General features: G+C 49.7%; 27 protein-coding genes. 14 read left to right on the forward strand and 13 right to left on the reverse strand.

Annotated features, from left to right (window positions below; genetic code table 11):
- Positions 1-123: 123 nt before the first annotated feature.
- From AC2D8L_RS02505 to AC2D8L_RS02530, 6 genes are all read right to left on the reverse strand, one after another.
- Positions 124-1,242, reverse strand: coding sequence for a flagellin N-terminal helical domain-containing protein (locus AC2D8L_RS02505; protein ID WP_484683878.1), 1,119 nt, complete (start codon positions 1,240-1,242; stop codon positions 124-126).
- A 157-nt stretch (positions 1,243-1,399) separates the two neighbouring features.
- Positions 1,400-2,512 carry a flagellin N-terminal helical domain-containing protein gene (locus AC2D8L_RS02510; protein ID WP_484683879.1) on the reverse strand — a complete coding sequence of 371 codons (1,113 nt, stop codon included), beginning with the start codon at positions 2,510-2,512 and terminating at the stop codon, positions 1,400-1,402.
- A 185-nt stretch (positions 2,513-2,697) separates the two neighbouring features.
- Positions 2,698-3,081: a hypothetical protein gene (locus AC2D8L_RS02515; protein WP_484683880.1), complete on the reverse strand. Its 384-nt coding sequence runs from the start codon at positions 3,079-3,081 to the stop codon at positions 2,698-2,700.
- A gap of 100 nt (positions 3,082-3,181) precedes the next feature.
- A complete protein-coding gene (locus AC2D8L_RS02520; RefSeq protein ID WP_484683881.1) occupies positions 3,182-3,673 on the reverse strand; it encodes a hypothetical protein in 492 nt (163 codons plus the stop codon).
- Positions 3,673-4,005, reverse strand: coding sequence for a rod-binding protein (locus tag AC2D8L_RS02525; protein WP_484683882.1), 333 nt, complete (start codon positions 4,003-4,005; stop codon positions 3,673-3,675). Before AC2D8L_RS02525 ends, AC2D8L_RS02520 begins: the two co-directional genes overlap by 1 nt.
- Positions 4,005-5,120 carry a flagellar basal body P-ring protein FlgI gene (locus AC2D8L_RS02530; protein WP_484683883.1) on the reverse strand — a complete coding sequence of 372 codons (1,116 nt, stop codon included), beginning with the start codon at positions 5,118-5,120 and terminating at the stop codon, positions 4,005-4,007. The genes AC2D8L_RS02525 and AC2D8L_RS02530 overlap by 1 nt, the downstream gene beginning before the upstream one ends.
- 271 nt (positions 5,121-5,391) lie before the next feature.
- Between AC2D8L_RS02530 and AC2D8L_RS02535 the strand changes: the two genes are divergently transcribed.
- The 3 genes from AC2D8L_RS02535 (at position 5,392) to AC2D8L_RS02545 (ending at position 7,520) form a co-directional block, all read left to right on the forward strand.
- Entirely contained in the window at positions 5,392-5,808 is a 417-nt protein-coding gene (locus tag AC2D8L_RS02535; RefSeq protein WP_484683884.1) for a flagellar assembly protein FliX, read from the forward strand.
- 147 nt (positions 5,809-5,955) lie between these two features.
- Positions 5,956-6,405, forward strand: a complete 450-nt coding sequence (gene dksA / locus AC2D8L_RS02540; protein WP_484685139.1) for an RNA polymerase-binding protein DksA — start codon at positions 5,956-5,958, stop codon at positions 6,403-6,405.
- Positions 6,406-6,521: 116 nt separating this feature from the next.
- The gene (locus AC2D8L_RS02545; protein WP_484683885.1) at positions 6,522-7,520 is read left to right on the forward strand and encodes a hypothetical protein; all 999 of its coding nucleotides are present in this window, start codon (positions 6,522-6,524) and stop codon (positions 7,518-7,520) included.
- A 2-nt stretch (positions 7,521-7,522) separates the two neighbouring features.
- Here the strand turns inward: AC2D8L_RS02545 and AC2D8L_RS02550 are convergent, their stop codons facing one another.
- Complete coding sequence (locus AC2D8L_RS02550; protein WP_484683886.1) at positions 7,523-8,032, reverse strand: MarR family winged helix-turn-helix transcriptional regulator; 510 nt, start codon at positions 8,030-8,032, stop codon at positions 7,523-7,525.
- A gap of 74 nt (positions 8,033-8,106) precedes the next feature.
- Here AC2D8L_RS02550 and AC2D8L_RS02555 point away from each other — a divergent pair, with 74 nt between their 5' ends.
- The gene (locus tag AC2D8L_RS02555) at positions 8,107-9,078 is read left to right on the forward strand and encodes a DMT family transporter (RefSeq protein ID WP_484683887.1); all 972 of its coding nucleotides are present in this window, start codon (positions 8,107-8,109) and stop codon (positions 9,076-9,078) included.
- A gap of 143 nt (positions 9,079-9,221) precedes the next feature.
- Here the strand turns inward: AC2D8L_RS02555 and flgH are convergent, their stop codons facing one another.
- The 4 genes from flgH to flgF are packed head-to-tail and all read right to left on the reverse strand — an operon-like array spanning position 9,222 to position 12,491.
- Entirely contained in the window at positions 9,222-9,956 is a 735-nt protein-coding gene (flgH, locus tag AC2D8L_RS02560) for a flagellar basal body L-ring protein FlgH (protein ID WP_484683888.1), read from the reverse strand.
- 15 nt (positions 9,957-9,971) lie between these two features.
- Complete coding sequence (gene flgA / locus AC2D8L_RS02565) at positions 9,972-10,928, reverse strand: flagellar basal body P-ring formation chaperone FlgA (protein WP_484683889.1); 957 nt, start codon at positions 10,926-10,928, stop codon at positions 9,972-9,974.
- Positions 10,929-10,941: 13 nt separating this feature from the next.
- Positions 10,942-11,727 (reverse strand): flagellar basal-body rod protein FlgG, encoded by a 786-nt coding sequence (flgG, locus tag AC2D8L_RS02570; protein WP_484683890.1) that lies wholly within the window; start codon positions 11,725-11,727, stop codon positions 10,942-10,944.
- Positions 11,728-11,753: 26 nt separating this feature from the next.
- Positions 11,754-12,491, reverse strand: coding sequence for a flagellar basal-body rod protein FlgF (gene flgF, locus AC2D8L_RS02575; protein ID WP_484683891.1), 738 nt, complete (start codon positions 12,489-12,491; stop codon positions 11,754-11,756).
- A 282-nt stretch (positions 12,492-12,773) separates the two neighbouring features.
- Here flgF and AC2D8L_RS02580 point away from each other — a divergent pair, with 282 nt between their 5' ends.
- The 5 genes from AC2D8L_RS02580 (at position 12,774) to AC2D8L_RS02600 (ending at position 19,106) form a co-directional block, all read left to right on the forward strand.
- Positions 12,774-13,274 carry a flagellar basal body-associated FliL family protein gene (locus AC2D8L_RS02580; protein WP_484683892.1) on the forward strand — a complete coding sequence of 167 codons (501 nt, stop codon included), beginning with the start codon at positions 12,774-12,776 and terminating at the stop codon, positions 13,272-13,274.
- Positions 13,275-13,288: 14 nt separating this feature from the next.
- Complete coding sequence (gene fliM / locus AC2D8L_RS02585; protein WP_484683893.1) at positions 13,289-14,467, forward strand: flagellar motor switch protein FliM; 1,179 nt, start codon at positions 13,289-13,291, stop codon at positions 14,465-14,467.
- On the forward strand, positions 14,464-14,889 hold the full coding sequence (locus AC2D8L_RS02590; protein ID WP_484683894.1) for a DUF6468 domain-containing protein: 426 nt from the start codon (positions 14,464-14,466) through the stop codon (positions 14,887-14,889). Before fliM ends, AC2D8L_RS02590 begins: the two co-directional genes overlap by 4 nt.
- Complete coding sequence (locus AC2D8L_RS02595; RefSeq protein WP_484683895.1) at positions 14,886-15,671, forward strand: MotE family protein; 786 nt, start codon at positions 14,886-14,888, stop codon at positions 15,669-15,671. Before AC2D8L_RS02590 ends, AC2D8L_RS02595 begins: the two co-directional genes overlap by 4 nt.
- Positions 15,672-15,749: 78 nt before the next feature.
- On the forward strand, positions 15,750-19,106 hold the full coding sequence (locus AC2D8L_RS02600; RefSeq protein WP_484683896.1) for a tetratricopeptide repeat protein: 3,357 nt from the start codon (positions 15,750-15,752) through the stop codon (positions 19,104-19,106).
- 22 nt (positions 19,107-19,128) lie between these two features.
- On the opposite strand, the gene fliP is transcribed toward AC2D8L_RS02600, so the two are convergent.
- Both fliP and AC2D8L_RS02610 read right to left on the reverse strand, forming a co-directional pair.
- The gene (fliP, locus tag AC2D8L_RS02605) at positions 19,129-19,845 is read right to left on the reverse strand and encodes a flagellar type III secretion system pore protein FliP (protein ID WP_484685140.1); all 717 of its coding nucleotides are present in this window, start codon (positions 19,843-19,845) and stop codon (positions 19,129-19,131) included.
- A 61-nt stretch (positions 19,846-19,906) separates the two neighbouring features.
- On the reverse strand, positions 19,907-20,713 hold the full coding sequence (locus AC2D8L_RS02610; protein ID WP_484683897.1) for a hypothetical protein: 807 nt from the start codon (positions 20,711-20,713) through the stop codon (positions 19,907-19,909).
- Positions 20,714-20,915: 202 nt separating this feature from the next.
- Between AC2D8L_RS02610 and flgB the strand changes: the two genes are divergently transcribed.
- From flgB to fliR, 5 genes are all read left to right on the forward strand, one after another.
- On the forward strand, positions 20,916-21,320 hold the full coding sequence (flgB, locus tag AC2D8L_RS02615; RefSeq protein WP_484683898.1) for a flagellar basal body rod protein FlgB: 405 nt from the start codon (positions 20,916-20,918) through the stop codon (positions 21,318-21,320).
- Positions 21,321-21,354: 34 nt separating this feature from the next.
- On the forward strand, positions 21,355-21,768 hold the full coding sequence (gene flgC, locus AC2D8L_RS02620; protein WP_484683899.1) for a flagellar basal body rod protein FlgC: 414 nt from the start codon (positions 21,355-21,357) through the stop codon (positions 21,766-21,768).
- A gap of 83 nt (positions 21,769-21,851) precedes the next feature.
- On the forward strand, positions 21,852-22,178 hold the full coding sequence (gene fliE, locus AC2D8L_RS02625) for a flagellar hook-basal body complex protein FliE (RefSeq protein ID WP_484683900.1): 327 nt from the start codon (positions 21,852-21,854) through the stop codon (positions 22,176-22,178).
- Between the two features lie 33 nt (positions 22,179-22,211).
- Positions 22,212-22,478: a flagellar biosynthesis protein FliQ gene (fliQ, locus tag AC2D8L_RS02630; RefSeq protein ID WP_484683901.1), complete on the forward strand. Its 267-nt coding sequence runs from the start codon at positions 22,212-22,214 to the stop codon at positions 22,476-22,478.
- Positions 22,479-22,481: 3 nt separating this feature from the next.
- Entirely contained in the window at positions 22,482-23,243 is a 762-nt protein-coding gene (fliR, locus tag AC2D8L_RS02635; RefSeq protein WP_484683902.1) for a flagellar biosynthetic protein FliR, read from the forward strand.
- The last annotated feature ends 2 nt before the right edge of the window (positions 23,244-23,245 follow it).

Here is a 23,245-nt window from a genome sequence, read left to right on the forward strand (position 1 = left end):
CGCATTTTGCGAAAGACTTTGTTGCAAAATGCGAAAGTTGTTTTATTCCAGAAGGTTAAAAGAAGAAAGGCGATGCCGAAGCACCGCCTTTTGAGACATACGCAATACTGAATTGTCTTGTTTTTAGAACAGCCGCAATACGTTCTGATCTGCCTGAGACGCAAACGATAGGGATGTTGAGGAGAGTTGCTGGCGAGTTTGCAATGCAAGCAAGTTCGCGCCCTCTTTGTTTGAATCGGCAAGAGTTAATTTACCCGCACCTTCTTCAAGTGTATTGATTAGCTTGGTTGTGAAGTTTTGGCGGTTCTCAACAACTGTAAGGTTCGTACCAAAAGTTGACGCTTGTGAACGCAATGTGCTTAACGCCGAAGACAAGCTCGTAAGAGACGCGCTGATACCTTCATCCGTTTCAAAGCTACCTGCGACAAAGCCCGAACCCGCTACTGTTGCCAAATCAGAAGCAGAACCTGCATTGACATTGTCGTCTAGCGCAAGTTCACCGCCAATCGCGGTAACTGTTAGTGTGGTACCATCAGTTGTTGCTGTCGCACCGTCAATTGCGTTAATCGCTGCTGCAACAGTTTCAGTAGTTGCACCAGCGTCAAAAGCAATCGAGTGATTTGTGCTACCAATTGAAAGCGTCAGTGTATCGCCAGCTTCATCTGCAGCTTCCAACGCGGCTTCTGTTACCGTCAAAGTTGAAACTGTACCCAAACCTAGATCTGCAAGACCAAGTGATCCTGTAGTATCGGTGTAGTCAACCGCAGAAACACCCAGTTTTGAACTGCCTGTTTCGTTGAATACAACTGACAAATCATTGCCGGTTCCAGCCAGTAAGTTTTTACCGGAATAGCCAGCATCTTTCGCGAGTGTTTCAACTTGCGAGAGAAGTTCGTTATATTCAGCAGCGAATTTCTTACGGTCTGCGGAAGATGAAGATTGCAGAGCTTGGTTGGCTTTACCTTTTGCGGCTTCCACCAGTTTTGTAATCGATTGGATGCCTTCATCCGCAGCTTTTAGTGTTTGGACTGCTTGTCCCATATCATCGAGCAGCCCGCCAAGATCTGACGCACGGTTGTTCAATGATGATGCGGTGAAGAATGAACCTGGATTGTCCAGCGCAGAGTTGACTTTTAGGCCAGTGGCGAGACGATTTTGGGTTTTTGACATCAAGTCTGCTGTGCCCTGCAGTGAAAGCAGGTTTTGGCGCACGGCGGACGAAAGATGAATCATTTCAGACATTTACTAAATTCCTTTTCTAGGTACTTAAGGGTTCCTTCCTGGAACCTCTGCTCTAGAAAATGCACGATTATAGCTAACGGGGAGTTAATGTGAAATTTGAGCCCAAAAAAAGGGCGATCCCGAAGGTCCGCCCTAAAAGTGTATTTGTTCGTCGTTTTTACAGTAGACGAAGGACGTTTTGATCCGCTTGTGAAGCGAATGACAATGAAGTCGATGCAAGCGATTGACGTGTCTGCAACGCAAGAAGGTTTGCACCTTCTTTGTTACTATCAGCCAATGTTAGTTTGCCAGCACCCTCTTCAAGTGTGTTGATCATAGACTTGGTAAAGTCTTGACGGTTTTCAACAACGGTTAGGTTTGTACCAAATGTTGAGGCTTGCGAACGCAATGTGCTCAATGCAGACGTTAGGCTGCTCAATGTCGAATTGATACCTTCATCCGTTTCAAAGCTACCTGCGACAAAGCCCGAACCGGCTACTGTTGCCAAATCAGAAGCAGAACCTGCATTGACATTATCGTCTAGCGCAAGCTCACCACCAATTGCGGTAACTGTTAGAGTGGTACCATCTGTTGTTGCTGTCGCACCGTCAATTGCGTTAATCGCTGCAGCAACTGTTTCAGTAGTTGCACCAGCGTCAAAAGCAATCGAGTGATTTGTGCTACCAATTGAAAGCGTCAGTGTATCGCCAGCTTCATCTGCAGCTTCCAACGCTGCTTCTGAAACCGTCAAAGTTGAAACTGTACCCAAACCCAAATCTGAAAGGCCAAGGGCACTAGAGGTGTCTGTGTAATCGACAGCAGAGATGTTCGATTTTGACGAACCACTTTCGTTGAATACCACTGACAAATCGTTGCCTGAACCAGCAAGCAAGTTTTTGCCCGAATAGCCAGAATCTTTTGCCAATGTTTCAATTTGGTTTAGCAGCTCATTATATTCGCCAGCAAATTTCTTACGGTCTGACGAAGAAGATGACTGTAGAGCCTGGTTGGCTTTACCTTTTGCCGCTTCTGCGAGCTTGGTAATAGCTTGAATACCTTCGTCAGCAGCTTTAAGCGTTTGAACCGCTTGGCCTTGGTCATCAAGAAGTGATGACAGGTCAGAAGCACGTGAATTCAAGTTCGAAGCCGTAAAGAACGAATTTGGATTGTCGAGTGCTGAGTTAACTTTCAAACCAGTCGATAGACGGTTTTGTGTTTTACCCAAAAGATCCGCTGTACCTTGAAGGGCCGTTAGGTTCTGACGAACCGCTGCTGATAGTTGAATAGCCATGTTACTAAATACTCCATTCTGGCTTTAAACAGACCATTCTGGTCTGCGTTACTCCTGGTCAAGCAATACGCGCTTTTCCAGCATTGACCCCATAAAGCCCGTGTCGACTGAATCAAACCTTAATGGGGCAACTCGCGGTATTTTTACGGTTAACGGCGAATTACCGTCTCTCGCAAATCGATAAACTATTTCATCTCTTCTAACATTCGGATGGCTGATGGTGAGGGCACCCAACGTCGGTTGATCATTTTTGGAAAGATAGGAGATTTTGGATCGCCCGTAGCTTCGGCTTGTTGATTTGCTTTCGCTTTGGCACTAGCAGCGAGCGAGACTTGGAATAAAAGGCTTGCAGGCGCTTCGGGGCCAACGAGCTTGGGGAACTGGTCGACCGACTTCTCTGAAACAGATGCAATTTTTTGCGGGGAGGTGGGCGCGATTTTTGTATCGCTGCCAGCGGCCTGAGCAGCGTGCGCGTCAGGTTTGCTATATTGTTCGCTCTTTAAGCTGGCATTTCCGGCTTCAAATGCGCCGCCTTGAAAACCAGCTGCGGACTCTATTCTAAGGGTCACGGGTCTTCTCCGAAAGTTGGCCTAGTGGTCAACTCTCAGTTTGCATGTCCCTTATTGAAGTGGGATGATTATATTTGTCGTTATTTAATTAAAATTGAAACTAAAGCATGGTGTTGAAGGACACGCCCTTCATAGCGGGTTCGGCAGACGATCGGTCTTGCCCGGCATTGCCATAGGCTGAAGTTTGTTTCGATTGTCCCATTTGTTTGGACACGCTGCTAACAATGTCTTCGGACAAAGATTTCGCAACGGCTAGGACGCGCAAATTTTCAGCCATTTGAGTGGCAAGCGCTGTTTGCCCTTTTTGTAACTCCTGAAGGAGTTCGGGCGCACTTTGTTTGATTTCAGCTGCGTTGGATTGGATTGTGCGGGCTAGTCCTACATATCTTTGCGCCAATTCAGCTTTGTCAGCCGCCAATTCGCTTGCTTCCAACAAGCTGCCTTTGCGCAGCAAGGTTGTTTCATTGTTCATAATGTCCACCAACGCGCGGAGTGTAACATCGGCGTCGGCACATAGTTTTTCTGGTGTTTCCATCATCGGCAATGTTTTGCTGGCGGATAAGGCTTGGGCGCGCATTTGTTGTGGGGTCATTATTTATAAGCTCCGGCAGCTGGGACTGATTGGAAATTGGTTGTTGCGGCTTGGGTTGTAATCAAGTCGCGTAAAATACTGTCTGAAAGGCCGATGCCGCCAGCTTGGGCCATGCTATTTGCATGCTCTGTGGCCAACATACCGCGCCAAGTTTCTTCAGCTTGGCCGCCGCCAAATGGGCCTTCCGTGTCAACAGAAGAGGAAATCTGAGACATTAGGGTGCTCAAAAACACGCCTTCCAGCTCGACGGCCTTTTGCTTTAGTTTGTTGAACGTGCCCTCAGGCATGTGGGCTGGGCGCTCAACAGGAATATGGACGTTTGAATAGGCCATTACATCACCTCAATTTCGGCCTGCAATGCGCCGGCGGCCTTGATGGCTTGAAGAATTGAGATCATGTCCCTTGGTGATATGCCTAGAGAGTTCAATCCATCAACTAGCTCTTGAAGCGTGACACCTTGTTTGAGTAACGCCAGCTTGCTGTCGACTTGATCGATGTCGACTTGGGTGCGAGGCACCACGACAGTTTCGCCTAAGGAAAGTGGGTTTGGCTGGCTGACTTCAGGGGTTTCAGTGATGGTGACGGTTAGATTGCTTTGGGCGACGGCGACGGTAGAAACCCGCACTTCGCGACCCATCACAATAATTCCCGAATTCTCGTCAATTACGATTTTAGCCGTTTGGTCGGGCGTAATGACCAGTTGCTCGATGTCGGTGACCAGATCAACAATGTTGCCGTTGAAGCCACGAGGCAATGTGAGCTCAACCGTTGCATTGTCCAACGGCACAGCGGTTGGTATGCCAATTAGGTTGTTGATCGCCAGCGCGATGCGTCTTGAGGTGGTAAAATCTGGATTACGCAGCGCCAAACGAACTGAACGGCGACTACCCAGCGCAAAATTGACTTCGCGTTCGATGATTGCGCCGGACGAAATGCGACCGGTTGTTGGTACGCCAGAAACGATTGTCGCAGAATCGCCACTTGCCTGAAATCCGTTGATTGCCACTTGGCCTTGCCCGATGGCATAGACTTCGCCGTCAGCGCCCATGAGGGGTGTTACGAGCAATGTGCCACCTTGAAGGCTCTTTGCGTCACCTAGGGCTGCGACGTTGATATCAATTCGAGAACCTTGTGAGGAGAAAGCTGGGAGGTTGGCTGTTACCATGACCGCAGCGACGTTGGCCGTGCGCATAGAAGAGCCCAGAGTGTTGACGCCCATCCGTTCCAGCATCGCTTGAAGACTTTGTTTGGTAAAGGGTGAGTTGTTGAGTCCGTCGCCGGTGCCATTGAGGCCGACAACCAATCCATATCCAACCAATTGGTTTTCTCGAACGCCTTCAATATCAACAATGTCTTTTATGCGGGCAGTGTGGGCAGAGGTTACAGCGCTAAAAACAATCGCGACTGCGAGACCTATTCGGATGCCTAAAGATGTCAATTTGCTCATTTACTTCCCCAGTTTCAAAACAATGGCGGTGCTCCCCAGCACTTGGCCATCGGTATTGCCTTCATTAATGCGAAAATCGTGCCAAGCAGCACAAGTTACGTAAGTATTTGATTTTTCATGAGGTTTTGAATTCGCTGTGACTTGGGAGGGATCGGCACCAAAAATTGCGGGAAAATTCTGCCGAGTTCTGCTATGTTTTTTTGACCAATTGGCAATTTGTGCCTACCGCGACATTGAGTGGCGAAACTCAAAGATTTGGAGATGTTTTCGCATGCGCATCACTGATGCAAATCGGCTAAATAAAGTTGAGCGCAAGAAGGCAAAGTCCGCAGGTAAACCCGGCGAGGAGGCATTTTCGCTGCCAGGTGATGACTCTGCGCCAACCAAGGCCGGTGCGCCCGTTTCAGCGCCAGATGTGGGCGGAATTGATGCGCTGCTTGCCTTGCAATCTGTGGAAGATCCAACATTTGCGAAGAAGAAGATCGTTCGTCGCGGGCACGATTTATTGGACAATTTGGAGCAGATGAAAACAGACCTACTGGTCGGCAAAATTTCCGAATCTCGTTTGGACAATATGCTCAATTTAGTTACAAAAGCGCGCAACAAGGCAGACCCAGAACTTGACGCCATTATTGACGATATCGAATTGCGTGTTCGCGTCGAGTTGGCAAAGCTGAATAAATTCTGATGGTTAGCTGAAATTCTGCCCAAATTTCACATTGTCTTTTCTCTGTAATATTTAACGCTTAGGTGCAGTGACACAAACTCACTTGCCGTTGGTGAGGTTGGACACTATATATGTCGCGCAGAGACTGAGGGAGTAATAGCCGTGTCAATGGATTTGGATAGTAAAGTCGATCTGGACGAGGCAAGTTTTGGTGATGATGAGACTTATCGCCCGACCGATGGCGAAGAGTTCATGAATAGTCGCCAACTGGCCTATTTTCGGAAGAAGCTGGTTGCTTGGAAAAATGATATCTTGCGCGAGAGCAAAGAGACGCTTGAAACGCTGCAAGAGGAAAGTCAGAATCACCCGGACATAGCGGACCGTGCATCTTCTGAAAGTGATCGAGCGCTCGAATTGCGTACGCGAGACCGTCAGCGAAAGCTCATATCAAAAATTGATGCGGCACTGGCTCGTGTTGATGACAAATCATATGGGTATTGCGAAGTGACCGGCGACCCGATTGGGCTGGCTCGCCTTGATGCACGTCCGATTGCAACAATGAGCCTTGAAGCGCAAGAAAAGCACGAACGCCGCGAGAAAGTTTATCGTGACGATTGATGCTGTTGGGTATTCTCGCTTTACTCGTTAAGTAATCTTTGCGCGATTTGTTGCAAATTGATCGTGATCTGGCGCATAATGGCGCCAGTAATTGAGTTCGGGAAGGCTAGGCACTCTTGGTTGGTCCAATAGCTGTACAAAAAGAGCAAATTGATCTGCCTAAGCAAATGGGCGACGAGAGGCAGCATCTTTGGCCTGTATCTCAACCCTATGATGTGGTTTTTTACCGCTCTTACGGGGTCAAGTCCGGCGTAAACGTCGCGTTCCAGCATCTTTTTGATTTCAATGCATTTGCTTCACCGCAGAAATTTACGCATTGCGCGCTAGTCGGTTCTGAATTGACCGCGATTGAGGCTTACCCGCGAGCCGTAAAAGGATACTACACGGACATGGTGCATCCCGGTGGCGTGCGTTTCGTGCCGGTGATCGACCTTTGTTATAATAGCCACAATCGATATCGTGACTTTTTGGTGCTGCGTGCACCTGGCTTAAGCGCACCTGAAACAGCATTTGGTGCTGAATCCATGATGAAGGCTTGGCGATATATAGAGTCCAAATATGGCCTACGTCGGTTTCTTGGCATTGGTCGTGGACCACGCGACAGCAACGCAAAGCAAATCAAAGAATGGCTTTCCTGCTCGGATCTTGTTCTAAAAGTTTTGGCGGATTCAAAGCGGTTTGGACTTGAGTTCCAAGAACAGGTTACCCCAAGCGGGCTTGTTGCCACATTGCGGGGACTTGGATGGCGAGACGTGACCCAAGATTATGCGCCACAAAAATTTGAAGCGAAAAGCCGCCAATATACGCAGCAATTTGGGTTGACCGGAACGCGCAAAGCAGGCGTCGACCTTTATGCTTTGAAAATGGCTTGGAACTTGGGTACTTTTGCCAAATCGATCCAGCAGCAACAATATATGGTTGAGGAATATATCAACCGGCGATTGTCTAACGTTTGGTCTGATGGGCTGGATGCCGGGCGCTATTTTGAAAAATTTACCGCCGAGCACGCTATGCAGGTGCTGCAGCAGATTAAGTCGGCCCGAAAAGAAGAGTTTTCGGCCCACATTGACCCGCTTTTGGCCGAACTTTCCCAAAAACGACATATCCTTAAATAGCCCTATTTCTTGTTGTCGCGATCTTCATTGCCAAGGCCGTTGAGCAGCTTCGCTGTCAGAGCATTTAGCTGATCAATTTCAGATCGGCTAAGGGGGGAAAGAATGCGTTCTTCATTTGCGACATGGAGCGGAACCAGTTCGCTCATTTTCTCAAAACCGCTTTCTGTTAACGCAACGATGGTACCGCGACGATCGTTCGGGTTTTTCTGCCGTTCAATGAAACCGGATCGTTCTAATCGATCAAGTCGATTGGTCATCCCCCCGGATGAGATCATCGTCGCTTCATAAAGCTGAGTCGGTGTGAGCGAATAGGGCGGTCCGGCCCGCCGCAACGTGGCCAATACGTCGAATTCACCAAGGTTCAAACCATGTTGGTTGAACAATGGTTCAAGTTCATTCTGCAAAACGCGACCCGCCAACTCTGTTAGTCGCCCTAGGGTGAGCATAGGTAAGTTGTTGATTTCAGGCCATTCTTTTTGCCATTGATCGGCAGCTTGTTGCGCGCGGTCCATAAATTCCTCAATTTATCTTGACATCAAGATACTTTATATAAAGATATAGTCCAAGCGAAAATTTGGAGAATATCATGGCTGGCCATATCACGTTGGGCGCGACGAAGGAAAGTATCAAGCAAGGCTTGGATGGTGGGCTAACACGTACGGCGCGGGATATTAAGAAACAGCGGTTTGACCCCAAGTCACTGTTGCCGTTTGCATTATTGCTTATAGTTGGCAGCTTTTTTGGTGCAACAACGGTCAACGGAAAAGTCGCTATTTTGGCCGGTTGGCATCCCATCACATTTTTGGCCCTGTCATCGACGGCGGGCGGAATATTGATGATGGTTGGACTACGCTTGTTTGGCGTCCAGATGAATTTCTCTGGAGCGGTGCTGCGCTACTCGCTGATCAGCGGCATCATGTTTGCTTTGCCCAACATCGTATTCTTTTTGGCCGTCGTGCATGTGGGGGCAGGCTTTGTGGCGTTGGTCACCGCATTCTCCGCTGTTTTGACTTACCTATTTAGCGTTTTATTGCGCACAGAAACATTCGCTGTCTCCCGCGCCTTCGGCGTAGTGATCGCGCTCAGCGGTGCAGTTGCGCTAAGCGTCGGCAAATTGACGGGTGTCGGTCCGTCGCCATTTTGGGTGTTTGTTGCCTTGCTTGGCCCTGTGTTTCTAGCGCTGGGCAATATCTATCGATCTTGGGCATGGCCAAAAGATGCGTCGCCATATGCTTTGGCGCCTCTCATGTTGCTTTTCGCCGGCGCTTTTGCGTTTCTGCTCGTTTGGTTCTTGGGGGCGCCGGTTTTGATTAAGCCCAGCGCTGCGATGACCCAATCACTAGTGTTGCAAATTGTCATTTTTGCTGTCGGATTTGCCTTTTACTTCTTGCTGCAAAAGACGGCAGGAGCAGTATATCTGAGCCAGATTGGCCCGATCATTGCGTTTGTGGGCACGAATTTGGGAATTTTGGTCTTGGGTGAAGAGATTAGTTTGGCGCTTCTTTTCGGCGGCATTGCGATTATTGGTGGCGTGTTGATATTCAACTTCTCTAAATAGTCGAAACGCCAAGATTAGAAATAGAGAAGGGCACAGCAAATTGGGGAAAGCCGTGCCCTTCTGGGGAGAGCCAATCGATAAATTGGGGAAAACCGATTGGCAATTTTAGAGGACAAAATCCTTTAGTTGGTTTGGGTTAGACCCTAGAACGGTAGGATGGCTTCCATGAACTGTTGGCCATATCGAGGCTGTTGAACTTGCGTGATTTGTCCACGACCACCGTATGAAATGCGCGCTTGTGCGATTTTTGTGGATGGAATGGTGTTTGCGGCACCGATATCCTCAGGCCGTACAATCCCGGCTACAATCAGATCACGAACTTCAAAATTCACACGGACTTCCTGACGCCCTTCAATCACGAGGTTGCCGTTTGGCAGCACTTGCACAACAACTGCAGCGACTTGTGTTTCAAGATTTTCAGAACGATTTACTGATCCGTCTCCACTGTCCGTTGTGCCAGACGTAACGCCGATGGCGGCTGATGGGTCCACGCCAGGTGCAATGCGGCCGAACAAAGAACCGACAACACCACTTGCGCCGGCATTGTTGGTGCTTGCCCGAGAGCGGGCTGATTTGTTGGAGAACTGCGCCTTATCGGAAATGGTGACCTGCACCGTAAGGATGTCGCCGACCCGGCTTGCCCGTTGATCTTTAAAGAAGCCCCGCGTGCCGGAAATAAACAACGAGTTCGGCGAATAGGCGACACGCTCAGGTTCTGGCATCGGCATGCTGACAGGTTTGTAACCAGCTTGCGCTCTAGGGTTTTCGATTGCAGTTAGCGTTGGCGCTTTCCCGATATCTGCAAGACGACTCGCGGCTGTGCAGGCAGAAAGTGAAGCGGCAAGTGCGATAAGTGTGATGATCTTGAACATTTTCATTTTTATGCTCCCTGCCTATCGGCTTGCGATATGGGTTGGGTCATTTGTGATGACGACTGTTCCGGGGGCCGTTGCGATGCCCTGAACTGTCTTTTTTGACATCAGATTAAGAACCGAAATGACTTGGTTTTCTGTGGCGGAATTCAACGCCTGGCCTTTGACGGTAAGCTTTAGTTGGCCATGGCGATAAAGGATGGTCACCATATCGTTACGATTGATCACAACAGGATCTGATAGATCGCTCCGACGGATCAAGCTGCCACCGCGCACCGAACGCGTGAGGCTTTTGCCCAGTAATTCAGTGAGTTCGAGGTCGCCTTGTGCTTGCGAAAACCGAACGGGCACTGGCAAGAACTCGATATCGTTGATGTCAATGATTTCGCCTCGTGCCATTGTGCGGCGAAGGTGTGCGGCAGGTGCGGAGATTTCAATTTTACCATTCACGTTGAACGGTTCACGATGGCCTGCCAAAGCCAGTCTTGCTGAAACAACGCCAGTTTGAGGTTGGTAATCGAAATCCAGCATGGTCACCGGGGTGGCCATTGAAGGATCGGCAAACATTGTTTCCAAACCGCGATAGGGCGCAAATGTGACGCCTTGTTCGTCCCGTAGCAAACCACGCTTGCTGATCTCTTGAGTGAACAAGTCGCTCAAGAATTCAGCGTCAATTTGCATGCCTTGACGCTCAACACGAACGTGGGAAATGCCGTTTGTTTCGAAGCCGGTCAAACCAGCGCGTTGTGCGGCCAGGGTGATCGAAGCGACGGGCACCGCACCAACGGTGCCTGGCGCAGGGCTCATGAACAATCCGGTTTCAGCTAGATTGCCAGCATCTTCAAACATATCGCCAATTGTCACCACTTTGGTGTTGACGATGATCGACGGTTTTAAGACGGGCGCGGCTGCTAAATTAGTTGTGCTAAGCGTTGCCAAAATAAGGCCGGAAATTAGCGCTTTGGATAATTTGATCATTTTAATCAATCCCCTAACGGAGTTGCGCTGTTGCTTGAAGCATTTCATCGGCTCCAGAAATCACACGGGCATTCATTTCGTATGCCCGTTGTGCGGCGATCAAATCAGCAATTTCTGTAACGGCATTCACGTTGGCCAACTCAAGGTGACCCTGCAGCAAATTGCCGAAGCCATCTGCGTTGGCGACACCTGTTTGAGCCGGGCCACTGGCAGCCGTTTCGACATACAAGTTATCACCGATGCCTTCCAAACCTGCTTTGTTGACGAAGCGTGACAGCTGGATTTGGCCAATTGCGGTTGGTGTTGCGTCTTGGTCCAAATAGGCTTCAACAACACCGTCGGCAGAAATCGAGACTGATCGGGCCGCGGCTGGAATACTGATACCCGGCTGTACTTGGTAGCCTTCGATCGTGACCAATTCGCCGTTTGAATCTCGCTCGAAGGAGCCGTCTCTTGTGTACCCTGTTCGACCATCGGGTAAGCTGATGGAAAAGAACCCTTCACCACGAATGGCGAGATCAAGTTCTTTTTCGGTTGGGGCGACACTGCCTTGGCTCATGATACGAGGGGTTGCACCTGTTTTAACACCGGAGCCAATTTCAACGCCTGTTGGCAATTGTGTGCCAGCTTCTGAGGTTTGCGAGCCAGAGCGGCGATAAACTTGGTAAAGTAGATCTTGGAAGTCGGCGCGTTGGCGTTTGTAACCAGTTGTTCGCATGTTGGCGATGTTGTTTGAGATAACCTCAACGTTACGCTCTTGAGCGGCCATCCCAGTCGATGCGGTATATAAAGCTTTCATTTTATGTTCCTTTCGCGGGGACGTGATTAAGCGTTAAGATCGCCGAGTTTTTTGATAGCCGTGCGGCGCAACTCGTCTTGTTTTTGTTGAAGATTTGCCATGGATGTATAGGCGCGGGTCACGCGGATCATTTCAGTCATTTCTGAAACCCCGGAAACGTTCGAACGCTCAATCGCCATATGGACAAGACTAGATGGATTATCAAAAATTGGGTTCTCGCCAGAAAACATTGTATCTCCAGCGCGTTTTAGATCCTGAGGATTTTCAAACTCGGCAATACGCATAATGCCTTTTTCACCTGCTGAAGACGAAACCCGTCCGTCTTTGGTGATGGTGATGCCAGTTTCTTCTGGCCCAAAGGTAAGGAAGCCGCCATCCGCTAAAACAGGAAAGCCTTCCGATGTGACGAGTTCGCCACGCTGGTTCAACTGAAATGCGCCATTGCGCGTATATCGTTCGCCGTCAGGTGCTTGGACAACGAAGAACCCTTGGCCTTGGATGGCCATATCGAGCTCGTTACCCGTCAGTTCGATTGAACCTGCGCCGAAATCATCAATTGTCGTCCAGTCCTGCGTATAGGACAGCTTTTGGTCCAAGGCGCCAAAATCTTTATGGCGTGCTGTTGGCATGATGTATTCTTCAAACAGAATATCGACATTCTTATATCCAGTGGTGTTGATGTTCGCCATATTATTGGCGACGACATCCATTTGCCGCTGAAGTGCGATTTGTCGTGATAAACCTATGAGCTGTGCATTTTCCATTTTGCACGATCTCCCCAATTTTGTTCAACGAGCAGCTTCCCCAAGCTTTTCGTCTGCCATATCTAATGCGAGGATCGTGCCAAGTTTTAACTCATTGATTTGTATGAATTATTTCTGGATCAAGACATATTGATCGTGACAAGATTGGTCGATCAGGCAAAATCGACCCGGCAAAAATTGCCTGTTGAGGGGCGAATGGTAACGCTTCGTTAACCTTCTCATCGTTACGTGGATCATAGTGAAGAGTTTGTGCGCATTGCGCAGCACCTACAGAGTGAGAACATGGCAGACGATACAGCCCAAGACATAGACGTCGGAGAAGACGAAGGCGGCAAAAAGAAGGGCCCACCAATGTTGGTGATCATTGGTGCGGCTGTTGTTTTACTGCTTGGCGGTGGCGCGGCTGCATACTTCTTATTGTTTTCTGGTGGCGGTGAAGACACACCAGCACAGCAAGCGCAACAACAAGTCCGTCAGACATTCTTTTACGATCTGCCCACGATCACCGTGAACTTGAATTCCAAGGGCGAAACGAAAGATTTGTTTTTGAAGGTTCTGGTGTCCCTAGAGCTTGCCGACGAAGCGATGGTGCCAAACGTGGACGCGTTGATGCCACGCGTGTTGGACACGTTTCAGGTTTATTTACGCGAATTGCGCAAAGCCGATTTGGACGGCTCTGCTGGCATTTACCGACTAAAGGAAGAGTTGCGCAGGCGCGTTAATCTCGCCCTTTTCCCCACCCAGGTGGAAAGCATCGTGTTTAAAGAAATTCTGGTGCAATAGGGAAGGGCGTTGAGATGGCTGGTAGTGATACAGACGACCTCCTGAAAGAATTTGGCATTGTCGACGACAAGCCAAGTGAGGACGATGACGGTATTGACGTCGCAGAAGATGACGGTGAGGGTGCTGCGGCTGAATGGGCGGCAATGATTGAAGGCGGCGACGAAAGTGATGACGGTGCCGCTGCTGATCGCATTCTGAACCAAGATGAAATTGACAATCTTCTCGGCTTTGATAGTGCCGATCTTGGACTTGGCGAGCTAACTGGCGTTCAAGCGCTGATCAACTCTGCGCTGGTCTCTTATGAACGTCTGCCAATGTTGGAGATTGTTTTTGATCGCTTGGTGCGATTGACGACAACCACTTTGCGCAATTTCACATCGGACAATGTGGAGGTGTCGCTGGACAGCATTACGTCTGTTCGATTTGGAGACTATCTAAACTCAATTCCTCTGCCTGCTATTCTGACCGTGATAAAGGCCGAGGAATGGGACAATTTTGGCTTGATGACGGTTGAGAGCAACTTGATTTACTCCATGATTGACGTGTTGCTTGGCGGTCGGCGGGGTACCAACACCATCAGGGTGGAGGGGCGACCTTACACCACAATCGAGATGTCGCTGACCAATCGGATGATTGAGCTCATCCTTGACGATATGCATAAGGCATTCGAACCGCTAACACCGGTCAGTTTTACCATCGAACGGATGGAAACGAACCCACGCTTTGCAGCGATTGCACGTCCGGCCAATGCAGCCATTTTGATTGAGCTGCGCATCGATATGGATGATCGCGGCGGCAAGGTTGAAATTCTGTTGCCATACGCGACCATTGAACCCATTCGTGAACAATTGCTGCAAATGTTCATGGGTGAAAAGTTCGGTCGCGACCCCATTTGGGAAGGGCACTTAGCTTCAGAGATTTATGCAGCGGACACAAATATTGAGGCCGTTTTGCATGAGTGGGATTTGCCGTTGTCTGAAATGTTAGCCCTAAAAGTCGGGGATACATTGATGTTCGAGCGATCGCCAAACGACCCTGTTTCTTTAAAGTGTGGCGATGTGGCCTTGACCGAAGGGTTGATGGGACACATTGGCAATAATGTATCGGTAAGGGTGACGCGACCGCTGAACCCGCCAAAAGTAACAATGGCTGTATTTGAAGCCATGGATGAACAAGAAGGATCACAGTCATGAGCAGTTTTACATTGGGATTACTGGTTGAGGCTGCAGTCGCGATTCTGTTGGTCGTCACAGTTGGTTATTGTTACATATTGAATGTTCGCCTTAAGCGGTTGCGTGCCGATCGGGCAGCCCTGCAAACGATGATCACTGATCTTGTTCGCGCAACAGATCAAGCCAATGGCGCGATCACTCAGCTACGCCAAACTGCGATTGAGTGTGACGGCATGATCCACACGCGGTTAAGTGAAGCTGAGAGCTTTTCGATCGAATTGGCACATCATGTGAATGCTGGCCAGTCGGTTATGCATAAACTTGCCATGGTCGCGCAAACTGCGCGCAAAGCGGCTCCAGAGCCAACCACTCGACCACTCAAATCTAAGGTGGCGCTGGATCATTTGGACCGGATATCGCGGCGTGACGGAGAAGCTGCGTGAATTCAATCCGTCTTCTCCCCATCGTAATGGTGGCAGCTTCAGCGCTGCTACTTTTTAAGCTTTTCGGGCTGGTTTCCGGTGATCTCTACATTTTGGGTAGTCGCGCCGCGATAGCGCAGGAAACAGAAAATGCACTTGCAGATGACGTTGCTGCGGGTGAGGCGGAGATGGAAGCTAAGGCAGAGGAAGAACTGGCGGACGGCGCTGACCCAGTGATGGAAGCGACCGAAGCTGCGCTAAATCCGGATCGACCAAAGGATGGTGAAGCCATTACGATCAACACGGACGGGCGCATTCAAAAACTGAGTGAAAGAACAGGTGTGTCCAACACAGAGCTTGAGTTTTTGGAGCGGCTGAGCGAGCGGCGCAAGCAATTGGATATTCGCGAAGAACAATTGGCAATTCAAGAATCAATCATTCGGGCTGCAGAGTTGCGCCTTGAGACAAGAGCGCAAGAGTTGAAAGATATTGAAGCACGTATTTCTGCGCTAGTTGAGCAAAAAGAAGGCCAAGAAGCGCAGCAATTTAAGTCGCTTGTTTCAACATATGAAAGCATGAAACCGAAAGATGCTGCGCGCATTTTCAACCGTCTGGATATGCGGGTTTTGGTGCGCATGGTTCAGATTATGAACCCAAAGAAATTTGCGCCTGTAATGGCTGCAATGGATGCGGAAAAAGCCGAAGCGCTGACGCTTAATCTTGCTAATCCAAACCTTTCTGAATTCAACCAAACTTCCGTTGGTGATGCGAGCGAGCAATTGCCGCAAATTGTGGGGCAATAGGTTACCAATTTGGTAAGGCGCCGTTAAGCCAAGCGCGATAGTTTAGGCATAGTGAAATGTCGGGACCCAATGTGGTTTATGATCAAGAGATGCGCGCGAAAATTTACTGATCTGCGCAGCGTTGCTAGCATAGTCTTGCTGGCGGTGCTTTGCACTTTTGTGTCTAGCACCAGCTTTGCCCAAGATCGCTCAGAACGAGTTGAGTTGATTGCGCAAGGTCAGACCGGGTTTGGGCGCTTGATCATCAGGTTCCAAGATCGTCTCAATTTGCCTTCCTACACCGTAACAACAACTGCCGGCGTTATGGCGTTGGAGTTTTCTGCGCCCATTACCACGCAACTACCTGATGTTACTGAACATCTGGGTGAATACATTGCCGTTGCGCGGCTCGATCCGGATCGAAAAGGAATTCGATTTGGGCTGAAGCGCGATTTCCGCATCAACAAAATTGAAGCAGGCGAGCGCTTGTTTTTGGACCTCATTCCGCCGAACTGGACGGGGCTGGACCCAGCGCTTCCCGAAGAGGTCGTGAAAGAGCTCGCACTGCGGGCAGAGCAGGCGGCGTTGTTAGCTGAGCGGCGACGCAAGGCAAAAATTGCGAGAGAATCAAAACCATCAATGGAAATACGGCTTGGCCGTCATCCAACATTTTCGCGCCTGGTTTTTGACTGGTCCATGGCAACAGAAGCCGATTTCTCAGTCGATGATCGAACGGTGTCATTGAGTTTTGAATGGCCGATCGACGTAGATTTGTACGAAATAGAATCAAATATGCCGCCCGAGATTACGGGTGTGTCCAAAACCATAACGGATGATGGATTGACCCTTGCGTTTCAGTTGGCAGAGGAAGTCGACCCTCGATTTTTCAATGAGGAAAAACGCCGCTATACGTTGGACTTGGACTTCTCCAACAATGAGGATATCAGCGTTCCACTTGCGGATTTGGTCGATGGCGTGATCCCCGAGGACTTGGAACTGGCAGCCGAAGAACCTCAGCAGTCACCCGCTGAGGAGATGCATGAGCGTAATCTAGAACGCGGTCCGAACATGTCTCGCCAAAGTGAAATTACGCCATTTATCAACCGTATCGGTGCGACCGTCCGTCTGATTTTCCCATTTGAACAGGATACACCGGCCGCGGTTTACAAACGTGGTGGTGCTGTTTGGATGGTGTTTGATACCCATGTCAAAATTTCGCAACCGGCTGATATGGAATTAATGGGCGGAATTGCCGACGAAGTACAGGTGAATAGCGCTGGCGACACCCAAATTGTGCGCTTGAATATGAATGCTGAGCGCCTTGCGACATTAGGCTCCGAGGGTCGATCTTGGGTTCTGTCTTTGGGTGATATTCTTATCGCACCGACCGAGCCGATGACTTTATCACAAGATACGACACCCAAAGGGCGTGTGCGAATTGTGGCCGACATCGAGCGACCAGGCCGTGTGCACCAGATCCGCGATCCAAATGTTGGCGACATGTTGCATGTTGTAACTGCTTATCCGCCTTCTCGGGCTCTTGTTCGGGATCTTGAATATGTCGATTTCAAAGCACTAAAGGCCGTGCATGGTTTTGTCGTAAAGCCACATCATGATGAGTTGGTGGTTAGCATTGAAGAAAACCAAATCGTTGTTGATGCAGCCGAGAAGTTGCAGCTTTCGTTCGGTCATGAAGTGCGCGGTGATGGCCGGGCAGAAGAAACTGAAAATCGGATCGGCTATTTGGATTTGGTCAGTTTTGACGTGCATAATCCGCAGCAGTTCCGAAGAAAATTTGAAGAAGTTTCCAATAGGGCTGCAGAAATGGAAGGCCCGTCTCTGGAAGCCACACGGCTTGAATTGGCGCGGCTGTACCTTTCCGGTGGGCTGGCCCATGAGGCGTTGGGTGTAACAAAATTTTTGCTCGAAAACACGAAGCGTCCAGCTTTGTTGGAACGTACTAAAGTCGCGTACGGCGCCGCAAATGTGTTGGCAGACCGGCCTGACGATGGGCTCGAGCAATTGCTGGATGACAGCATCGTCGATTCTGCAGATTCGCTGATGTGGCAGACCATCGCTCGGGTTCAGCGGGGGGAGTATGATGTTGCGCGGGTGAGTGCGTTGAAGTCTGAAGACACAGTTTCGGATTATCCAAGTTGGGTGCAAAATGAATTCTACTTTGCTGCGGCTCGCGCATCGATCGAAGAAAATGACGCCAGTCTGGCGGTTCGATATTTGGGCGGCATCGATTTTGGCACGTTGAATAAGGAAGATCTGAGCCTTTACGATTTGCTTAGTGGGCGTATTGACGAGATCGAGGAGCGGTATGAAGAAGCGTTAGACACCTATGGCGCTGTCATGACGGCTGACATTCGGCCAACACACGCCGAGGCGGTTTACCGAACGCTACTTATTCTTGACAAGACCAAACGCATTGACGTGGAGAAGGCGAAGCAGACGCTTGAAAACCAAGCTTTGATTTGGCGTGGGGGCAGGTTGGCCGCAAAGATTCAACACATGCTTGGTCAATTCCAGTTCCGGACAGCGGACTATAGAGGTGGCTTCAACACGCTGTTGTTGATGGCTGCTGAATATCAAGACACGCCAGACGAAACCGCGCTTCACGAAGAAGCGACGCAGGTTTTCTCAAACCTATACCTAAACGGGGAAGCAGATCGCCTGGACCCCATTGCGGCGCTGGCTCTATTTTATGATTTCCGTCAATTGGCGCCAGTTGGTGCAAAGGGCGACGAAATGATCCGAAACCTGGCGCGTCGTTTGGTAAAAGTTGATTTGCTGGAGCAGGCGGCTGGATTGCTTGAATATCAGATTGAAAATCGCTTGGACGGTGTAGCACGGGCAAAGATTTCTGCGGATTTGGCGATTATCCAAATCGCAGACCACCGACCAGACCTTGCCCTTCGAACATTGTACAAGACACGTCTAGCGAACTTGGTGCCAACGTTAGAGCGCCAAAGGCGGATTTTGGAAGCCCGCGCGTTGATCGATGCTGGGCGTGATGAGTTGGCGGTTGATATTCTGCGCGGCCTAAAAGGGCGCGACGCAAGCCTGTTGGAAGTTGACGCACATTGGGCCGGACGACGCTATCGTGAAGCAGGCGAGATGCTTGAACGCGTCTATTCTGACGGCTTACCAGAAGGTTCGTTGTCTACGTCGGTGCGCAATCACATGATCAAGGCCGCAGTGGCCTATACACTTGCGAATGATGAAATTGGACTGACCCGGTTGCGGGCAAAATATTCCGGGCGCATGTCCGAAACGCCTGAATGGCCGATATTTGAGTTCGTGACCGGCAAAACAGCTTACGGCACAACCGAGTTTAAGAAACTTGCGCGGCAAATTGCTGACGTTGACTCGCTAAACTCGTTCCTAAATGCTTATAAAGCGCAATATGTTGAAACCGGCGCATTGGCACCACAGCCTGACGTTCTTTAAGGCGACCGTTCGATTTGCAGGGCTAGCCGAAACTTCGGATGAGTGATCCGGCGACAAGATGCCAGCCGTCGACCAACACGAAGAAAATCAGCTTAAATGGCAGTGAAATCACGATAGGTGGCAGCATCATCATACCCATGGACATGAGCACCGAAGCGACAACCATGTCGATGACAATGAAGGGCACGAACAGCAAAAAGCCGATTTCGAACGCTCTACGTAGTTCGGAAATCATGAAGGCAGGAACCAAAATTGTCAGCTCCAAGTCTTCTGGATTTTCCGGGATGTTGCCTTCGGTTAGATCAAGGAACAGCTGAACGTCCTTATCCCGTACATGTTGGCGCATAAATTCATGCACCGGGGCGGCCGCCAATGGAAAGGCTTCTTCGATCTGCAATTGCCCACTGATCACCGGCTCGATGCCATCATCATAAGACTGTTGGAGTGTGGGGGCCATCACAAAGGCTGTTAAGAACAAAGCCAGCGAGATCATCACAGAGTTCGGCGGTGCGGTTTGTAGGCCGATGGCCGTTCGCAGGAGCGATAGCACCACTACAATGCGGGTGAACGACGTCACCATCACTAGAATTGATGGGGCCAACGACAGGACTGTGATCAGCCCGATCAGCTGGACAGCGCGCTCGGTCAGGGTGTTTTGGTCGTTAAAGTCTACTGAAATGTCTTGGGCGAAAGCCGGGTAGGCCAGTAATGACCCGACAAAGAGCACGCCGAAACAGATCGCAGAAAGTTTGAAGCAGCGCTTAAACGTCGCGACAATATAGGCAACGTCAATCCGTTGGCTATTTTTCGCTTTTTGCCGGCTTGCGACCGCGTTTTTTTGGCGCGTCTTTGATGTCGTCCGTGCCACTGTCTGCTCCTTGCACCACTTCAATTTTTGGTGCTTCGTGAGCAGTCAATTTATCTGAGTCGTTGGATTGATCGTCTTTATTTTCATCCAACTCAGTTCTATCCACGCCTTTATGCCGTGTTACCGGACGCAAAATGCCGGGATAGCGCAAAGTTGAAACGGTTGAGTCTGGCTTGGATTTACCCAGTTCACGCAATTTTTCGATCGCCGTCACGTTTGTTTCTGGGGTCTCGTCTGCCGGCTTTGGTTCTGGCGCAGGCACGATCCGAGGCGCAGGGCGCGGCTTTGATTTTGCCTGTTCTTGAACAGGTTGGGCCACGGCAGGTTGCGGTGCTGGTTTGTTCGCAGATGCGGGCACAGGCTCGACACGCGGTTGTGATTTTGCTGCTGCTTGGGTTTCAGAATTTGCAACCGCTCGTTTGGTCGGAACCTTTTGAACAACGGTTTCCTCGGGGTTGATGCCTGTTTCGATCACCACGTCCGTGGGGCCACCGATCATAATCAAATGTTCTTTATTGTCCCGACGGATAATCACCAATTGACGCTTATTATCAACCGCTGCGGTGCTAACGACCCCAAGGCGCTTTATACGACCACCAAGCCCGTTGCGGCTGGCATTGAAGGCAAATTTGAGCAGCCAAACCACAAGGATAATGGCGACAACGGTGATGGCTAGACCGCCCGCAAGTATCCAGATGTTATTGTCTACATTGCCCAAAAGATCGTTGATAAAGCCCATCGCTTCGCCGTCCCCGTTCTAACGCCAAAATGGCATTCTTGCACCAAATTGCCGGAAATTAATGCCAGTTGCCCCAGCTATACAAGCAAATGCGGCTAGGGCAAGACCGAAATATACGTAATTTCGCAATATGAGGGATATCGTTAATGGGGCGTTAACTAAATGGGCGGCAATATCTGCCTAGTTGTTGAGAGGTCCGATTATGTCGATTGCCAAGATACCGCTTTTTGAAGCGCTTAGCCAGAAAATGAAATGGCATCAATCCCGTCAAACATTGCTCGCCGAGAATGTTGCAAACGCCGAAACACCTGGCTATCGCGGTCGCGACCTCACGCCCTATTCGTTTTCGGAGCAGGTGCAGTCGCTGCAAATGTCCAATGTTTCAACCAGATCTACCGATTCTCAACACTTCAGTGTTCAGGGACAAGGCGCGGGCAAGTTTGGCGAGCGCAAGCTGAACAGTTTTGAAATTACGCCTGAAGGCAACCAAGTGGTGCTGGAAGATGAAATGATGAAAGTTGCTGGCAACCAGATGGATTATCAGGCGGCAACAACCATCTATAAACGCTCGATCAAACTCATTCGTACAGCTTTGGGCAAGGCATAGTGCACGTTCTAACGAACGGGCAGAGGAGTAAATTATGACAGACTTCATGAATTCGCTAAAGATTGCGGCAACCGGTCTACATGCCCAATCAGCACGTATGCGCATTATCGCAGAAAATATGGCGAACTCTAGTTCCGCGGCCAAAGAGCCGGGCGGTGAACCATATCGTCGTCGTGTGCCGACATTTGAGGCGGTTTACAATAGTGACCTTTCTGCCCATCAGGTGGAAATTGGTAAAGTCAGTTACGACATGAGCGACTTCCAAAGCCGTTACGAGCCCGGGCATCCGGCGGCAAACGAGCGCGGATACGTGCTTTATCCAAATGTGAATTCGCTGGTCGAGACAATGGATATGCGCGAGGCACAGCGCACTTACGAAGCGAACTTGAATGTTATTTCGACGTCGCGGGCGATGCTTGGCGGCACATTGGACATATTGCGTGGGTAGAACGCGTTAGCGGAGAGCCAATCGCTGGTCGTCTCGTTGGGGAACGGAACGACTAGCATTTAAAAGTAAAACTGGGGATTAATATGAGCGTACCGTTTTCAGCGGCATCTAACGCCTATGCAAGTGCAACTAAACTTGTGGACCAAGCCAGCAAATCTGCGCCCAGCATGGGCATGGAAGATAAAACTGGCGGACAAGATTTTGGCAAATTGGTCGCAGATTCAATTGGCAGCGCCATTGAAACGGGTCGAGCAGCAGACCAAACAACACTAGATCTTGTTGATGGAAAGGCCAGCGTGGTTGATGTTGTGACCGCAATCTCGGAAACTGAAGTTGCACTTGAAACGATGGTAACGATTCGTGACCGGGTGATCAGTGCTTATGAAGAGATTATGCGGATGCCGATTTAACGGCAGTCTCGTTCTTAAACTGGAGACGCAAAAATGACCGGCGCACAAGTGCTCGATGTGGCACAAGATGGCATTTGGACATTGATCTATGTTTCATCTCCATTGATGATTGTTGGTCTTGTGGTTGGGGTTGTGATCGCACTGTTTCAGGCGCTCACCCAAATCCAAGAAATGACATTGGTGTTTGTGCCCAAGATATTGGCCATCTTTATCACCATGATATTGCTTTTGCCCTTCATGGGCTCGATGATGAGCGGCTATATGCATCGCATGGCCGATTTGATTATCTCGGGCGGTTAAGCCATGAGTATTGACTGGCTGCCGCAAACTGCACTGATATACATCTTGATATTTGCCCGGTTGGGCACTTTGCTGATGCTGATGCCCGGTTTTAGCTCTCAACGGATGCCCATGCGGATGCGGTTGACACTGGCGCTGGCTTTTACCTTCATCATGTATCCGCTAATTTCAAAGCATTACCCAACTGAGACGGTCACCTTTTATCCTGCTTTATTCATGTTGTTTTCTGAAATTGGTGTTGGTTTGATTATTGGTGGCGTCTCGCGCATCCTGATGTCTGCTGCCCAGGTCGCTGGAACGGTGATCGCCTTTCAAACAGGTCTATCGTTTGCAACAACATCCGATCCAACACAAGGCGGCGTGCAAGGGGCGATTTTCGGTAACTTTATTGCTGTTACGGGTGTTGCTCTAATTTTTGCCATGGACTTGCACCACCTCGTGCTTGCCGCCATCTACGAAACCTACACAATTTTTACGCCCGGTGCGGGCTTTGACCTCAAAGACGCCGCCGATATGGCCATCCAAACGGTTGCGGGCAGTTTTGTTGTTGGCGTTCAGATGTCCGCGCCATTTATCATTTTTGGATTGCTGTTCTATTTTGGTCTTGGTTTGCTGGCGCGTTTGATGCCGCAATTGCAAGTGTTCTTCATCGCCATGCCTGCCAATATTGGCATCGGCCTTTTGCTGTTTGTGCTTTTGCTCTCCATGATGATGAGTTGGTACATGCAACATATTGAGCAGTTTTTGCTCAAGCTGATCGGGTAGGG

The organism is Maritalea sp. YIW29 (assembly GCF_057219265.1).

Coding starts and splice junctions, on each gene's coding strand:
- AC2D8L_RS02510 (WP_484683879.1), bottom strand. CDS start 2,512: ATGGCTATTCAACTATCAGCAGCGGTTCGTCAGAACCTAACGGCCCTT.
- fliR (WP_484683902.1), top strand. CDS start 22,482: ATGAGTATTGACTGGCTGCCGCAAACTGCACTGATATACATCTTGATA.
- AC2D8L_RS02580 (WP_484683892.1), top strand. CDS start 12,774: ATGGCAGACGATACAGCCCAAGACATAGACGTCGGAGAAGACGAAGGC.
- fliE (WP_484683900.1), top strand. CDS start 21,852: ATGAGCGTACCGTTTTCAGCGGCATCTAACGCCTATGCAAGTGCAACT.
- flgC (WP_484683899.1), top strand. CDS start 21,355: ATGACAGACTTCATGAATTCGCTAAAGATTGCGGCAACCGGTCTACAT.
- AC2D8L_RS02610 (WP_484683897.1), bottom strand. CDS start 20,713: ATGGGCTTTATCAACGATCTTTTGGGCAATGTAGACAATAACATCTGG.
- flgB (WP_484683898.1), top strand. CDS start 20,916: ATGTCGATTGCCAAGATACCGCTTTTTGAAGCGCTTAGCCAGAAAATG.
- AC2D8L_RS02555 (WP_484683887.1), top strand. CDS start 8,107: ATGGCTGGCCATATCACGTTGGGCGCGACGAAGGAAAGTATCAAGCAA.
- flgF (WP_484683891.1), bottom strand. CDS start 12,491: ATGGAAAATGCACAGCTCATAGGTTTATCACGACAAATCGCACTTCAG.
- flgH (WP_484683888.1), bottom strand. CDS start 9,956: ATGAAAATGTTCAAGATCATCACACTTATCGCACTTGCCGCTTCACTT.
- AC2D8L_RS02530 (WP_484683883.1), bottom strand. CDS start 5,120: ATGAGCAAATTGACATCTTTAGGCATCCGAATAGGTCTCGCAGTCGCG.
- AC2D8L_RS02600 (WP_484683896.1), top strand. CDS start 15,750: ATGATCAAGAGATGCGCGCGAAAATTTACTGATCTGCGCAGCGTTGCT.
- flgG (WP_484683890.1), bottom strand. CDS start 11,727: ATGAAAGCTTTATATACCGCATCGACTGGGATGGCCGCTCAAGAGCGT.
- dksA (WP_484685139.1), top strand. CDS start 5,956: ATGGATTTGGATAGTAAAGTCGATCTGGACGAGGCAAGTTTTGGTGAT.
- AC2D8L_RS02520 (WP_484683881.1), bottom strand. CDS start 3,673: ATGACCCCACAACAAATGCGCGCCCAAGCCTTATCCGCCAGCAAAACA.
- AC2D8L_RS02525 (WP_484683882.1), bottom strand. CDS start 4,005: ATGGCCTATTCAAACGTCCATATTCCTGTTGAGCGCCCAGCCCACATG.
- AC2D8L_RS02590 (WP_484683894.1), top strand. CDS start 14,464: ATGAGCAGTTTTACATTGGGATTACTGGTTGAGGCTGCAGTCGCGATT.
- AC2D8L_RS02550 (WP_484683886.1), bottom strand. CDS start 8,032: ATGGACCGCGCGCAACAAGCTGCCGATCAATGGCAAAAAGAATGGCCT.
- fliM (WP_484683893.1), top strand. CDS start 13,289: ATGGCTGGTAGTGATACAGACGACCTCCTGAAAGAATTTGGCATTGTC.
- AC2D8L_RS02505 (WP_484683878.1), bottom strand. CDS start 1,242: ATGTCTGAAATGATTCATCTTTCGTCCGCCGTGCGCCAAAACCTGCTT.
- fliQ (WP_484683901.1), top strand. CDS start 22,212: ATGACCGGCGCACAAGTGCTCGATGTGGCACAAGATGGCATTTGGACA.
- flgA (WP_484683889.1), bottom strand. CDS start 10,928: ATGATCAAATTATCCAAAGCGCTAATTTCCGGCCTTATTTTGGCAACG.
- AC2D8L_RS02535 (WP_484683884.1), top strand. CDS start 5,392: ATGCGCATCACTGATGCAAATCGGCTAAATAAAGTTGAGCGCAAGAAG.